Below are 13,329 nucleotides of genomic sequence, written 5' to 3' on the forward strand. Positions count from 1 at the left end.
TTTCAGGCAAAACGTAGCCGTTTTTTGAAAATTTATTCTAAAAAACGCTAGAAGTGGCAACTAAATTTAACTATTTAATGAAAAAAGAGATTAGCGGAAATTTTCTATGAGATCTTTAAAAACTTCATAAAGTTTATTTACTTCGCTGATGCTGACACGTTCGTTTTTGGCGTGTATGCGGTCATTTATGACGCCAAATTCTATCGCATCTACGCCAAATTCAGCAAAATGCCTTGCATCGCTCGTGCCGCCCTTTGTATTTAAAAGTGGCGTAACGCCGGTGATCTTTGTGACAGATGCTATTAAATTTCTTACGATCTTGCTATCTTTGTTGGTTAAAAATCTCTTCGAGCTTTGTTTTACACTAAGCTCGTAACTAAGCCCATCTAAAACGCTTCTAAGATAGCTCTCAACGTCATTTGCGTCAGTTAAATTTGAGTTTCTAACGTTAAACATTATGCTAAGCTCACTTGGCGTGACATTGCAAACCTGCATACCACCGCGAATGTCCGTCACCACGATCTTGCTTGGGCTAAAAAACTCGCTCCCCCCGTCCATATCATGGTCAGCTATCTTACTTAAAAGTGGAGCTATTAAATTTACTGGATTTAGGCACTTTTCAGGGTATGCTACGTGTCCTTGAATGCCCTTTATCACGATCTTGCCATTTATCGAGCCACGTCTGCCGACCTTTATGCTATCGCCAAATTTCTTATCACAAGTTGGCTCAGCCACGACGCAAAATTTGGGCATATCCCCTATCTCACGCAGATATTCAAGTGCCAAAGGCGTGCCATAAGTGCCATCGCCCTCTTCGTCACTTGTTAAGATAAGGCTTAGTTTGCCATCAAATTTAGTCTCTTTGCACGCACAAACAAAGGCAGCCACGCCGCTTTTCATATCCTGCGCGCCCCTTGCGTAGATGTAGCCATCTTTTTCTAGTGGTGTAAATGGCTCGCTCTCCCAGCCATCGCCTGGTGGCACGACATCGACATGCCCTGCAAAGGCTAGATGCTCGCCGTCTCCATAAATTTTAGAAAGTATGAGATTTTTTGTGCCATTTTTTTCTATAAATTTAGCTTCAAAATCAGGCAAAAATTTAGCGATAAACTCTAAGCTACCTGCATCATCTGGCGTGATAGAACGAAAGCTTAAAAGCTCTTTTAAAAAGCTAACTACCACTAAAACGCCTTTTTAGAAGGAATTCCCAAGTAAAATCCCTGAAATTCGTCGATGCCTATCTCCTTACAGACGTTAAAGATTTCTTTAGAATGAACATACTCTGCGATCGTTTTTATGCCAAGATCCTTTGCAAATGCCACGATCGCGCTTGCGATGGCGTATGAGTCTTTATTGATATCGATATCTTTGATGATAGAGCCATCGATCTTCACGTAGTCTGGCTTGATCTTTATGATATAAGAGAAATTTGAGTAGCCAGAGCCAAAGTCGTCTATTGCGATCATAGCGCCCATGCTCTTTGCACGCTCAACAAAGACTGAGACGCGCTCAGCACTCTTTAGCTCCTCGTCTTCGACTATCTCAAAGACTATCCTGCCAGCGACATTGTGCTTGTTTAGTAAATTTAAAACCAGCGCAGAGACGTCACCATCTATCATATCTCGGCTGCTTAAATTTATAGAAAGAACCAAATTTGGATCTTCAGTGAGGTGCTCAAAGCACTTTTTGATGAGCTGTTTTTCAAGGTCTGCATAACGCTTGATACGCTTTGAGATATCTAAAAATACACTTGGCGAGATAACGTCGTCGCGGTCTAAAATTCTTATCAAACATTCATATTTTATAGGGATCTTTTTCTCGTCAAATATCGGCTGAAAATACGGCACAATATTATCATTTATCGTAGCGTTTTGGATCAGCTTTGAGCGCTCGATCTGATTTGCGTATTCATCTTTTTGACTTAGTCCTTTAAAGTAGCAAACATAGTCTTTATCAAGCGTTTTGGCTGATTTTAGCGCGATGGTTGCCTTTCTTAAGGTCTGGTCGCTATCAAGCGCAAAGCCTATGGTGTTGTGAATTTCTATATCATCGACCTCTACGCCATTTTCATCTTTTATGCTAAGCATCCTGCCTTTAAAGATATCTAGTAAATTTTCAGCAAGCTCTTCGTATCTGTCGATAAAGTCGTTGTTATCTTCAACCAAAGCAAACCTGTCCGCCTCGATACAATAAGCCTTCATATTCTCATTTTTTGCAAATTCTTTGATGAGATTTGCCATCTGTTTTAGTATCTGGTCACACACGTATTTGCCGTAGTAGTCGTTCATCTTGCCAAAATCATCGATATCCATAAGTATCACTTTTGGATATTTATACTCGCTCACATCTTTTAAAAGCGCAGCCTTGTTAAAAAGTCCAGTCATCGGATCGATGTATAGCCTCTCTTTTAGTTCAGCGATCTTAATAGTGCTCTCTTCTTTTACTTTTAGATAGTCAAATTTGATGTTTAGATACTTAAATACAAACCAAAGACAGACCGCAAGTCCTAAAAATAGACCGATCGAGCTTAAGATCAAAGTAAGAGCCATATTTTTCATCAGCCACTGAAAATAAAATTCATCGCTAGTGCCAGTTATCCTTTGATCGATATGCGCTTTAAAGCCTAAAATATAGTCGTTCACGGCAACAAACATACATACTTTGGCGCTGTTTTCTGGCAAAATTTCAGCCCAAAAATAATCCTTTTGAAAATCATGCGAGTAGATGTCGCCACAGCTCTTGTCTTCGTAGTCTTTATTTACGAGGCTTTTGTCTGACGATGCCTCTATCTTAAAGCCATTTTTGCCATTTTCTTTTAGTAAAAAGACATCACCAAAGGCGGCATTGCTTATGTAATTTTGAAAATCTAAGACACTAAATTTACTTATATTTTTAAGGTAATTTACATATTGAGATGTTAGATACTCGGTCTTTTTTTTAAGGTCAAAGTTGTTTGTAGAGAGCGCATTATTGTATTTATACGAGTAGATCGTTAAATTTTCAGTTACAAAGAAAGCAAGAAGCAAAACCACGACCAAAGTGACGGTTTTAACCATACTAAAGTGCTTTTTTTGCGATTCGTCGCCTGGCATAAAGTTTAAACTTCCTTTCTTAAATTTAAATTTTTCTACTGGATTATATCCAAGCTAAATAAAAATTTTCTTTCATTTTTTAATTAAAAATTTAGCTCAAAGCTTAACGATCTTTGCACCATATCCGCCTTGATTTGCCGGTGCATCATGAAATTCTTTCACGCTTGGATGTTCTTTTAAGAAATTTTTAACAGCAAAAGCGAGCTTGCCAGTGCCGATGCCGTGAAATACGCTAACCTCATCAAATCCCATAACAAGACTATCTGAGATAAATTTATCAAGCTTTGCTATCGCCTCGTCAGCTCTCATGCCGTGCAGATCAAGCGAGAGTGAGGCAGTTTTTGGCTTATCAACATTTAGGCTAACGCCGCCTTTTTTAGGCAAGACTACTTCGTTGCCATTTTTTCTTAAAAGCTCGAGTGGCACGCGCAAATTTATGCCATTTGACTCGATCATCGCGTCATTTTTAGAGATGCTTAAAACCGTGCCTTTTATATTTTCATATTTCACTCTATCGCCTACTTTTAGGCTCTCTCGCTCAGTTTTTTTAGGCTTAACGATGGCAGCTTTTTTCTCATTTGCCACATTTAGCGCCCTTTGCTTGTCTTTAATGTCTTTGAAATTTATAACAGCTTTTGCCGCATTTATCGCGTCAAAATACTCTTTTTCAAGGCGCGAAATAGTCGCATTTAGCTTGATCTCATTTCTCTCTTTTAGCTCCTTTTGCTCCTCAAGCAAGCGCTCTAGCCGCTCCTCTTTTGCCGTGACCTCTTTTATCCCCTCATCAAGCTTGGTTTGTAAATTTAGCGTCTTTGTGATGATCTCGTTTAAATTCTCTTTATCCTCGCCGTAAATTTTCTTTGCCTGCGCCACTAAATTTTGAGATATGCCGTATCTTGCCGCCGTTTCAAAGGCGTAAGACTTGCCGATCGTGCCCTTTAAAAACTCAAATTTAGGCCTTTGAGCCGCCTCATCGTAAAGTGCCGCCACCAGCTCAACCTCTGGATTTTTAGCTAGCAACATCGCAAGGCGCTTGTGGTGGGTCGTGATGATCATTTTGATATCTTGAGTGATGAGGCGCTCTATCATGACGCCATACAAGCTTGCAGCCTCCTCAAAATCGGTGCCAAGCTCGATCTCGTCGATACCGATGATGATCGATTTTTTAGTAAAAAGCCTTGCAAAATGCACCATCCTGCCAGCAAAGGTCGAGATGTCGTTTTTCACACTTTGCGGATCTTCTATGATCGCGTCAAATTCTTTAAAAGAGCCGATGCTTGAGCGGTTTGCGTCGATACGCATAGGCAGCAGATACTTTGCAAGCAGCGTGGCTGAGATGATCGATTTTAAAAGCATCGACTTACCGCCAGCATTTACGCCAGTTATTAAAAGCACTTTTTTGCTAAAATCCACGCTCACACTCTTTGGATTTTTAAGCGCTGGGTGGGCAAATTTCTCAAGCTTTATAACGTGCGAGCTGTTTGGCAAAACAAACTCATAGTCACGTGACCTTGCCAAATTTACGCGCGCTTGATAGGCGTCAAACTGATCAAAAGCGTTATTTATAAATTTCAAAAAAAGTAGGCTCTTACTCATCTGCAAGCTAAATTTCTTGCAGTGCTCAAAAATGATCTCCTCTTTTCTATCAAGCAGCTCACTTTGCTCCTTTTTTAGGCGCTCGGTGCTTGCAGGTGCGACGTAGAAGTAGCCGCCCGAGCTTCTAGCGATCACGGTGCCTTTTAGGGCGTGATTAAAGCCGCCACGCACCAAAAGTGCCTCTTGCGAGTTGATGTAGTGCGTCTGGGTATCAACTAGATAGGGCGTGATGTGCTTTGAGTAGATGAGCTTTTTAAGCTCGGCGTCTATCTGGCGCTTTTTCTCGCTAAATGCCTGCTTTATCGCGTAAAATCGCTCATCCACGCTGTCGCTAAACTCGCCGTTTTCATCAAAGCTGTTTGCCATCTGGCTCATCGCTTCAGGGATTTCAACTTTAGCGATCCACTCGCCAAGCCTGCCTTCAAATTTTTGCTTTTTTAGATATGAAAAATACTTAATGATCTTTGCAAACTCGTAAATTTCGCTGATGTGAAGCACTGCTTGCTTGCTAAGTCTCATAAGCGCGTCATCAAGCTCTTTTATCTCGTCAGGTGCCTTAAAATCATACTTTGAAAGCTCGCTAATGTTTTCAAAGTGGATTTTGCTGTCGCCTTGTAAAAATAGCGGTTTTTGCCTTGCTAAAAAGGAGTTAAATTTATCCAGATACTCGCCCAGATCGAGCTTTAAAAATATCTCTTCAGTCATTGCTCGCAACTTTTTATAGGCACTATCACGCCTGAGAGATCACTAAATTCTCGTTTTGGCAAAAATGACGCCGTGCCAAATTCGTAGTTAAATTTCTCAGCGCTCACGTTGTATTCGCCACATTTTAGTGTTTTGCCTTGTTTAAAATCGCTAACTAGCTTTGAGATGGCGTCCTCATTTTTTGATAAATTTTGCTCGTAAAAATAGACGCAAACAAGGATCACAACAAGCACCGCGCTAACAAGCGCCTTAACGCCTTTGCTGATCTTTTCATCTTTTATCGCCCAGATCGCTCCAAAAAGTAGCATCACGCCGGCGATTATTATCAAATTTCTTACCATTTTACGCCTTTATACTTTGCGATTAGCTCTTTGTAAAGCTCAGCATGAGGCTTGATCTTTTCTAAAATTTCAGCCCTAACCTCGCTGATATCTTGCTTTTCAACCAGCAAACAAACGGCTAGATAGGGGGCATTTGGCAGCATCTCTTTTATCTGGACGCTATTTAGCTTTTGTGACCTTGCAAGCGCGATCAAGATATCTTTTTTACCTAAATTTATAAGGCTTGAAATTTCTTCTTCGCTAAGCTCTTTTTCTTTTATCTCTTTTAAAATTTCATTTTCATCTTGAGGCTTGAAACTACTTAGATCCATTAATATCCGCCTCTTAGCTGCACGCTGATATCGCCCGCTCCAAAGCCAACTACTATGCCGTCACTTAGGCGGTTTTTCACGCCAAATTCATCTGTAAATTCTATCCCCTCTTCAACCCTCTCGACCTTGTCTGTAAAGATCGGGTTATACTCGCTAAATTCACTCTTCATATCAACTTCGATCGGATTTTCTCCAGCTGCATAAACTGGCAAGATGACAAGCTCATCAACACCCTTAAAGCACTCTTTAAAGCCAGGTAAATTTGTGCTAAGTCTTGTGTAGCGGTGTGGCTGAAATATCGCTGTGACGCTCTTTATACCTAAAATTTTGGCGTATTCAAAGACTGATTTTAGTGTCGCTTTTATCTCGGTTGGGTGGTGCGCGTAGTCGTCAATAAGGACAAAATTTTTGTTTGCACAAAGTATGTCAAAACGCTTTTTGATCCCTTTAAAATTTAATAAATTTTCTCTTATATCTTTAAGCGGCGTCTCGTGCATAGCAGCAAGGATAGCCAAAGATGCGTCTATGGCGATGTGCTCACCCATGCCAAAGGCTTCAAATTTGCCTAAATTTTTAAGATTAAAGCTCGTATATGGCTGATAGTCTCTTACAACCATCGTAAGCTCGGTGATATCACTGCTTGGATAGAGCCTGATCGCATCAAGCTTAAGCGTGCTTAAAAACTCATCCTCAGCGTTTATCACTCTAACCTTTGCGCGCTCTAAAAAGCCCTTGTAGGCTGCGTAAAATTTAGCTAGATCGTAGTCGTAGTGCTCCATGTGCTCTGGCTCTGCGTTGGTGACGATGGCTAGATATGGATTTGAGTTTAGAAAGCTTGAGTCGCTCTCGTCGGCCTCAAATACGACGTTGTCGCTTTTGGCGTAGCGCATATTTGAGCCAAACTGCTTTGAGATGGCGCCGATGATGACTGAGCCTTCTATCAGGCTTGCTAGCATCGCTGAAGTCGTACTTTTGCCATGCGCGCCAGCTACTGCAAAAACGCACTTATCTTCAAGCACGTAAGGCAAAATTTCTTTTCTAGAAAAGCACTTGATGCCCTTGTTTCTGGCCTCCACTAGCTCGATGTTGTCCTCTTTTATCGCAGCTGAATAGACCACAAAGTCTTGGTCTTTTATCGCCTCTTTGCAGTGCGGCGTGATGACCTCGATGCCCTCGCTTTGCAGCTCAAGCGTCGTCTTGCTCTCTTTGATGTCGCTGCCGCTTATCTTGTGGCCTTTTTCGTGTAAAAATCTAGCGATGGCTGAGATGCCGATGCCGCCGATGCCTATGAAATGGACTTTTTTGATCTCATTGTTTAGCTCTTGCAAATTTTATCCTTAAGTTTTTCGTGATTTTAACAAAAACTACTAAATTTAAGGCTGAAAAATGGCTTTTATTTGCTTAGCTCAAAGCTTTCATCTATCAGGTCAAAAACAGTTTTTTGTGAGATTTTGGAGTTTAAATTTACACTTATCCAGTGCTTTTTATTCATGTGATATGCTTTAAAAATTTGCCTCTCATCAACTAGCACCATCGCTAGATCTGGGCTACATTTTAGGTTTAAAACTTCTATCATCTCATCACTTTCAAGCCCTAGCTTGCTAGCATTTAGCTGCATAAGTAGCGCAAACCACTTCTCATTTTTCTTGTGACGAAAGGCACGAAAATTTGGATTTTTTGGGAAAATTTGCTCGCCCAAAACATCAAATTTCTCTTTTATATATTTTTCAACGTCGCTTCGTTTCATTAAATTTTACCTTTACAAAAGCACTCATTTTCGTGATCGTCTATGACGCCAACGCCTTGTAAAAACGAGTATATGATCACAGCACCTACAAATTTAAAGCCACGCTTTTTCATATCTTTTGAGATGCTCTCTGAGAGCTCACTGCTTGCTGGCATGTCCTTGGCGCTTTTTATGTCATTTATGACGCACTTGCCATTTGTAAATTTATAGATGTAGTTATAAAACGAGCCAAACTCAGCACAAAGCTCTAAAAAGTCTTGGCATTTTTTGGCAGAGAGTAAATTTTAAGGCGGTTTTTGATCGCTCTATCATCACTTAAAAGACTTTGAAGCTTTGCCTCGTCGTAGCTAGCGATCTTTTTTGCGTCAAAGCCGTCTAAAATTTGAGCAAGTCCAGCTCTTTTTCGTAGCACATAGTCCCAGCTAAGACCTGCTTAAAATCCCTCTAAAATGAGCATTTCAAAGAATTTCTTATCATCTTTGACCGCCCTGCCCCGCTCGCAGCCCTGATAGCTCCTACTAAATTCGCTCTTTTCAGCCCAGACGCAACGCTTCATCTTTTAAATTTCGCCTCTATCTGCATAAAACCCCAAGTGCTTCTAGCCTCACCAAGCTCCTTTTTGCTAAGCTCATCGATCATCATCTCTTCATTTTTGCCAAGCCTGTTTTTCACCTCGCCAAATGGGCTAATAAGCATCGAATCACCATAAAAACTCCACTGCTCATCCTCACTCTTATGGCTTCCCACGCGATTTACGCGGAGCACATAAATGTTGTTTGTAAAGGCTCTAACCTTTAAAAGCTCCTCCCAGCGCGCCTGCGAGAAAAAAGTGCAAGCCGTTGGCACAAGCACGATATCGACCTTTTTAGCACTCATATATGCCCAACACACATCAAAGTGCGCCTCGAAGCCAAACATAACTCCAACCTTAAATTTATCGTATGTAAAGATAGGTAAATTTAGCTCCTCGCTTGCGTTGCTAAAAAACTTCGCCTCGTTCCAGTGCGCGTAAGGCATGAGGATCTGCTGATCGTATAGCTTTACTTGCGTTTGGCTAAATTTAGCTAGGCTCTTAAATATCTCCTTGCCTTTTAAATTTATGATAGGTGCGATGATGTTTAGATCATACTTTTTTGCCATCGCAAATAGCGCCTCTTTTTTGCGCTCGCTCTGCTCTTTTATGAGGCTTTTTGGCATGCTAGCAAGCTCTTTAAAGAAGCTATTTAGCACGTATTCGCCAAGCACAACCAGCCTTGCGTTTTCGTCCGCGCAAATTTTAAGGTAATAATCAAGCCTCGCCTCGCTTAAAGGCTGCGTTGGTAGCTGAAGGGCGCAAATTTTACTCATCATCCACCTGCTTTATGCTAAGTTTTGCGTTTTCTAAAATTTCTCTTGCCTCATTTAAGAGCTTTTTGCCCTGCTCGTGCAGCTTTATGCTGTTTTCTAAGCTCACATCATCTTTATTTAGATCGTTTAAAATTTTATCGGCTAGGGCTAATTTTTCTTCAAAGCTTTGCTCTTTTTGCTCCATTTTCTATCCTTTTAATATATTTTTTATATATCCATCAAATTTTTCTATCTCGACCAAAAAGGCGTCGTGGCCGTAGTTGCTATCTATCTCTACAAAATTTGTCTTTGCCTCCCGCCCCATCTCGCAAAGTGCGTCATAAATTTCTCTCATGCAGCTTGGCGGAAAGAGTAGATCACCTTTGAAAGCGATTAGATGCAGATTTGCTTTGATCGGCGCAAGGGCGTCTTTTAGGCTATCGTAGTGCCTTGTGCAGTCAAAGATATTCATCATCTTTACGATATATAGGTAGCTTAGTGGGTCAAACCTCTTTGGGAAGTTGTAGCCGTTATACTCCATGTAGCGATCTACCTGAAAATGCCCAAAAAGGTCGTAAAGGCCGTCAGTTTCGACGTAATTGCGTCCAAATTTCTTATCCATGCTATCAGGGCTTAAAAAGCTGATGTGCCCTGCCATCCTGCCGTAAGCCATGCCTTTTAGCCCATTTTTTCTTATAAATTCCACGTCGTATTCGCCGTTTTTGAAATTTTCATCGTTTAAAATGGCTTCGATGGCGATTTTATTAAACGCTATCGCCCAAGGCTTAGTCTGATAGGTGCTTGCAAGCATTATGATATCTTGCGCAAATTCTGGAAACTCGATAGCGTAGCAAAGTGCCTGCATACCGCCAAGACTGCCACCTATCACAGCTCTTGCCCTTGTGATGCCAAGCTCGCCAAATAGCCTCATCTGCGCCTTTACCACGTCACTTATAGCAAGGACTGGGAAATTTAGCCTATACTCTTTGCCGCTACTTCGATCAACGCTTAACGGCGAGGTCGAGCCAAAGCACGAGCCTAAAATATTTACGCAAATAACGTAAAATTTATCCGTATCAACCGCCTTTTTGCTGCCTATTAGCCCGTCCCACCAGCCAGCTTTCTCATCTCCTGCGTATGTGCCAGCAGCGTGGTGCGAGCCAGTTAGGGCGTGGCAGATCACGATAACGTTGCTTTTATCAGCATTTAGCGTGCCGTAAGTCTCGTAAATAAGCTTGAAATTTGATAGCATACGGCCACTCTCAAGATAGAGTGGCTCATTAAATTTAATAGTTCTAGTTTGCAGGTCTAACACTAATTAACTTTGTAGTTTGGTGCCTCGTGAGTGATAACTACGTCGTGGACGTGACTCTCTTTTAGTCCAGCGCTTGTTATCTCGACAAATTCAGCTCTTTCTTGAAGAGTTGGGATATCTTTTGCGCCAACATAACCCATAGCGCTTCTTAGGCCGCCTATTAGCTGATGTATCACATCTTTTATGCTGCCAGCAAATGGCACACGGCCTTCGATGCCTTCAGGTACAAGCTTGTCTTGAGCGGTGCCCTCTTGAAAGTAGCGGTCAGAGCTGCCCTTTGTCATAGCGCCGATCGATCCCATACCGCGATATACTTTGTACTGGCGACCTTGGAATGTTATAAGCTCACCTGGACTCTCTTCGCAACCTGCAAGCAAGCTACCTGCCATAACGCAAGCTGCACCTGCAGCAAGGGCTTTTGCCACGTCGCCTGAGTATTTTAGACCGCCGTCAGCGATAACTGGGATGCCATATTTTGCTGCTTCGCTTGCGCAGTCGTCAATAGCTGAAATTTGAGGCACGCCAACGCCAGCAACGATCCTTGTAGTACAAATAGACCCTGGTCCGATGCCTACTTTTATGCCGTCAGCTCCTGCTTCTGCTAGGTCTTTTACGGCTGCTGGGTTTGCGATATTGCCAGCTACGACATCGACTTTAAAATTTGCTTTTACCTCTTTTAAAGTGTCGATGATGCCCTTTGAGTGGCCGTGAGCTGAGTCGATGACGATGACATCTACACCAGCATCAACTAGCGCTTTGGCACGGTCTATCTGACCCACGCCAATAGCCGCAGCCACGCGAAGTCTGCCATAGCTGTCTTTGTTTGCGTTTGGATACTCTTTGCGTTTTTTTAGATCTTTTATGGTGATAAGACCGTCAAGTCTGCCGTCTTTATCGACGATAGGAAGCTTCTCAACTCTGTTTTGAGAGAAAATTTTCTCCGCATCATCAAGCGTGCAGCCCTTTGGTGCGGTTATAAGCGGTGCTTTTGTCATGCGGTCTTTTACCAAAACACTCATATTTGTCTCAAATCTCAAATCGCGGTTTGTTAAAATTCCTATTAGTTTGCGGTCTTTGTCGATAACTGGAACGCCTGAAATATGAAGATCTGACATAAGGCTTAGAGCTTCAGCCACGGTTGCTTCTGGATTTATAAAGATAGGATCGATGATGACGCCACTTTCGCTTTTTTTAACGCGCTTGACCTCTTTTGCTTGGCTTTCGACGTCCATATTTTTGTGTATTACGCCGATACCGCCGAGCCTAGCCATCATGATAGCAGTTCTATGCTCGGTCACCGTATCCATCGCAGCAGAGACGATCGGGATATTTAACGTGACATTTTTGCTGATCCTGGTTTTGACATCAACTTGCTTTGGCAAAATTTCAGAGTATTGCGGCACAAGAAGCACATCCTCAAATGTTAAAGCTCTCTTTACTATCTTCATATTTTTATCCTTTTATTAAATTTTCTAGGCTCTTAGCACCATTTATCAAGGTCTGTTCGTCCCACGCTTTTGCGATGAGCTGGGCGCTCACGTTCAAATTTTGATCATCTTTGCCAACTGGCACAGAGATAGCTGGTAGGCCTGCTAAATTTACGCTGATCGTATAGATATCGCTTAGATAGGCTTGAAGCGGATCGCTGTGTGCTCCAAATTTATAAGCTGTGCTTGGAGCAACTGGCATGAAGATAAGGTCATTTTCTTCTAAAATTTTCTCATATTGAGCTTTTATATGCGCTCTTGCTTTTTGAGCTTTGATGTAGTAAGCGTCGTAGTATCCGCTACTTAGCACAAATGTACCAAGCAAAATTCTTCTTTTTACCTCTTCGCCAAAGCCCTCTGAGCGCGAATTTACATATAGTTCTTTTAAATTTCTAGCATCTGCGCGTCTGCCATATCTCACGCCATCGTAGCGGCTTAAATTTGCACTTGCCTCTGCGGTTGCGATGATGTAGTAGGCAGCAACGTCATATTTTGAGTCTTCAAAATTTGTATAAGTTACGCTGTGGCCGTGTGATTTTAGCTTTTCAATAGCTAAATTTAAAGCGACTTTTGTCTGCTCGCTTGCGTTTTCGACGTAGTTTTTGATGACGCAAATTTTTAGTTTTTTGTTGCCATCTATCTTGTCGCTAATGCTCACAAATGGCACATCTGCGCTCGTGCTATCTTTTGGGTCGTGTCCAGCGATAGCGTCATATAAAATGGCAGCGTCTTCTACGTTTTGAGCGATAGGTCCTATCTGATCAAGGCTGCTTGAGTATGCGCCAAGGCCGTATCTGCTCACTCTGCCGTAGGTTGGCTTAAAGCCCACACATCCGCAAAATGCCGCTGGCTGGCGGATCGAGCCACCAGTATCGCTACCAAGTGCTGCGACTGCAAGACCAGCTGCGACTGCTGCTGCTGAGCCGCCGCTACTGCCACCTGGAACGTGAGCGTGATTTAGTGGGTTTAGTGTTTTGCCGTAAAATGAGCTCTCAGTCGTGCTTCCCATCGCAAATTCGTCCATATTTGTACGACCAAATGGAGCTAAATTTTTACCAAGTAGCTTTTCGATGACAGTTGCGTTATAAGGTGCTACGTAGCCTTGTAAAATTTTTGAGGCACTTGTTACATTCCAGCCTTTTACTTGGATGTTGTCTTTTATAGCGATAGGCACGCCCTCGCCTAGTTTTGCGATCTCTAAATTTGCTAGCTGCTCGACATAAGCGCCAAGCTCTTTTTCTTTTATGATCTTTGCCTCAAGCTCGGCTCTTAAATTTTTTATCTCTTCAGCTGAAAATTTCAAAGCTTCTTTTAAAGTTACCACTATTTTTATCCTTTAAATTTATTAACCAAAAATATGCCAAACAAGCTAACAACGACCACCGCAGCGATCGTTGCGACTATGATAG

General features: G+C 42.0%; 13 protein-coding genes and 1 pseudogene. All 14 read right to left on the reverse strand.

Annotated elements, in window-relative coordinates; all coding sequences use genetic code 11:
• Positions 1–90: 90 nt before the first annotated feature.
• The 14 genes and pseudogenes from dapE to gatA all read right to left on the reverse strand — a co-directional run bounded on the left by dapE (position 91) and on the right by gatA (position 13,244).
• Positions 91–1,182, reverse strand: coding sequence for a succinyl-diaminopimelate desuccinylase (gene dapE, locus MTT29_RS04885; protein WP_429799938.1), 1,092 nt, complete (start codon positions 1,180–1,182; stop codon positions 91–93).
• Positions 1,182–3,092 carry an EAL domain-containing protein gene (locus MTT29_RS04890; RefSeq protein WP_429799939.1) on the reverse strand — a complete coding sequence of 637 codons (1,911 nt, stop codon included), beginning with the start codon at positions 3,090–3,092 and terminating at the stop codon, positions 1,182–1,184. The genes dapE and MTT29_RS04890 overlap by 1 nt, the downstream gene beginning before the upstream one ends.
• A 96-nt stretch (positions 3,093–3,188) precedes the next feature.
• On the reverse strand, positions 3,189–5,393 hold the full coding sequence (locus tag MTT29_RS04895) for an endonuclease MutS2 (RefSeq protein ID WP_429799940.1): 2,205 nt from the start codon (positions 5,391–5,393) through the stop codon (positions 3,189–3,191).
• Positions 5,390–5,734: a hypothetical protein gene (locus tag MTT29_RS04900; protein WP_103633672.1), complete on the reverse strand. Its 345-nt coding sequence runs from the start codon at positions 5,732–5,734 to the stop codon at positions 5,390–5,392. Before MTT29_RS04900 ends, MTT29_RS04895 begins: the two co-directional genes overlap by 4 nt.
• Positions 5,728–6,045, reverse strand: coding sequence for a hypothetical protein (locus MTT29_RS04905; protein ID WP_107848148.1), 318 nt, complete (start codon positions 6,043–6,045; stop codon positions 5,728–5,730). Before MTT29_RS04905 ends, MTT29_RS04900 begins: the two co-directional genes overlap by 7 nt.
• Positions 6,045–7,352 carry a UDP-N-acetylmuramate--L-alanine ligase gene (gene murC / locus MTT29_RS04910; RefSeq protein WP_429800458.1) on the reverse strand — a complete coding sequence of 436 codons (1,308 nt, stop codon included), beginning with the start codon at positions 7,350–7,352 and terminating at the stop codon, positions 6,045–6,047. The genes MTT29_RS04905 and murC overlap by 1 nt, the downstream gene beginning before the upstream one ends.
• Before the next feature lie 86 nt (positions 7,353–7,438).
• Positions 7,439–7,792 (reverse strand): MmcQ/YjbR family DNA-binding protein, encoded by a 354-nt coding sequence (locus tag MTT29_RS04915; RefSeq protein ID WP_429799941.1) that lies wholly within the window; start codon positions 7,790–7,792, stop codon positions 7,439–7,441.
• A pseudogene (locus tag MTT29_RS04920) lies at positions 7,792–8,204 on the reverse strand (DNA-3-methyladenine glycosylase I). Before MTT29_RS04920 ends, MTT29_RS04915 begins: the two are co-directional and overlap by 1 nt.
• A 21-nt stretch (positions 8,205–8,225) precedes the next feature.
• Complete coding sequence (locus MTT29_RS04925; RefSeq protein WP_429799942.1) at positions 8,226–8,348, reverse strand: hypothetical protein; 123 nt, start codon at positions 8,346–8,348, stop codon at positions 8,226–8,228.
• Positions 8,345–9,139 (reverse strand): carbon-nitrogen hydrolase family protein, encoded by a 795-nt coding sequence (locus MTT29_RS04930; protein ID WP_429799943.1) that lies wholly within the window; start codon positions 9,137–9,139, stop codon positions 8,345–8,347. Before MTT29_RS04930 ends, MTT29_RS04925 begins: the two co-directional genes overlap by 4 nt.
• A complete protein-coding gene (gene xseB, locus MTT29_RS04935; protein ID WP_004317712.1) occupies positions 9,132–9,323 on the reverse strand; it encodes an exodeoxyribonuclease VII small subunit in 192 nt (63 codons plus the stop codon). Before xseB ends, MTT29_RS04930 begins: the two co-directional genes overlap by 8 nt.
• A gap of 3 nt (positions 9,324–9,326) precedes the next feature.
• A complete protein-coding gene (gene metX, locus MTT29_RS04940; RefSeq protein ID WP_429799944.1) occupies positions 9,327–10,433 on the reverse strand; it encodes a homoserine O-acetyltransferase MetX in 1,107 nt (368 codons plus the stop codon).
• On the reverse strand, positions 10,433–11,881 hold the full coding sequence (gene guaB / locus MTT29_RS04945; RefSeq protein WP_107791297.1) for an IMP dehydrogenase: 1,449 nt from the start codon (positions 11,879–11,881) through the stop codon (positions 10,433–10,435). The genes metX and guaB overlap by 1 nt, the downstream gene beginning before the upstream one ends.
• 4 nt (positions 11,882–11,885) lie before the next feature.
• Positions 11,886–13,244, reverse strand: coding sequence for an Asp-tRNA(Asn)/Glu-tRNA(Gln) amidotransferase subunit GatA (gene gatA / locus MTT29_RS04950; protein ID WP_429799945.1), 1,359 nt, complete (start codon positions 13,242–13,244; stop codon positions 11,886–11,888).
• Between the last annotated feature and the right edge of the window lie 85 nt (positions 13,245–13,329).

It is taken from the genome of Campylobacter concisus, from assembly GCF_050447485.1.
Lineage (GTDB): Bacteria > Campylobacterota > Campylobacteria > Campylobacterales > Campylobacteraceae > Campylobacter_A > Campylobacter_A concisus_BQ.

What these genes read in the sequence shown, in the direction of transcription:
- guaB (WP_107791297.1), bottom strand. Translation starts at nt 11,881, where the DNA reads ATGAAGATAGTAAAGAGAGCTTTAACATTTGAGGATGTGCTTCTTGTG.
- MTT29_RS04900 (WP_103633672.1), bottom strand. Translation starts at nt 5,734, where the DNA reads ATGGTAAGAAATTTGATAATAATCGCCGGCGTGATGCTACTTTTTGGA.
- MTT29_RS04895 (WP_429799940.1), bottom strand. Translation starts at nt 5,393, where the DNA reads ATGACTGAAGAGATATTTTTAAAGCTCGATCTGGGCGAGTATCTGGAT.
- MTT29_RS04915 (WP_429799941.1), bottom strand. Translation starts at nt 7,792, where the DNA reads ATGAAACGAAGCGACGTTGAAAAATATATAAAAGAGAAATTTGATGTT.
- MTT29_RS04925 (WP_429799942.1), bottom strand. Translation starts at nt 8,348, where the DNA reads ATGAAGCGTTGCGTCTGGGCTGAAAAGAGCGAATTTAGTAGGAGCTAT.
- xseB (WP_004317712.1), bottom strand. Translation starts at nt 9,323, where the DNA reads ATGGAGCAAAAAGAGCAAAGCTTTGAAGAAAAATTAGCCCTAGCCGAT.
- MTT29_RS04890 (WP_429799939.1), bottom strand. Translation starts at nt 3,092, where the DNA reads ATGCCAGGCGACGAATCGCAAAAAAAGCACTTTAGTATGGTTAAAACC.
- MTT29_RS04905 (WP_107848148.1), bottom strand. Translation starts at nt 6,045, where the DNA reads ATGGATCTAAGTAGTTTCAAGCCTCAAGATGAAAATGAAATTTTAAAA.
- MTT29_RS04930 (WP_429799943.1), bottom strand. Translation starts at nt 9,139, where the DNA reads ATGAGTAAAATTTGCGCCCTTCAGCTACCAACGCAGCCTTTAAGCGAG.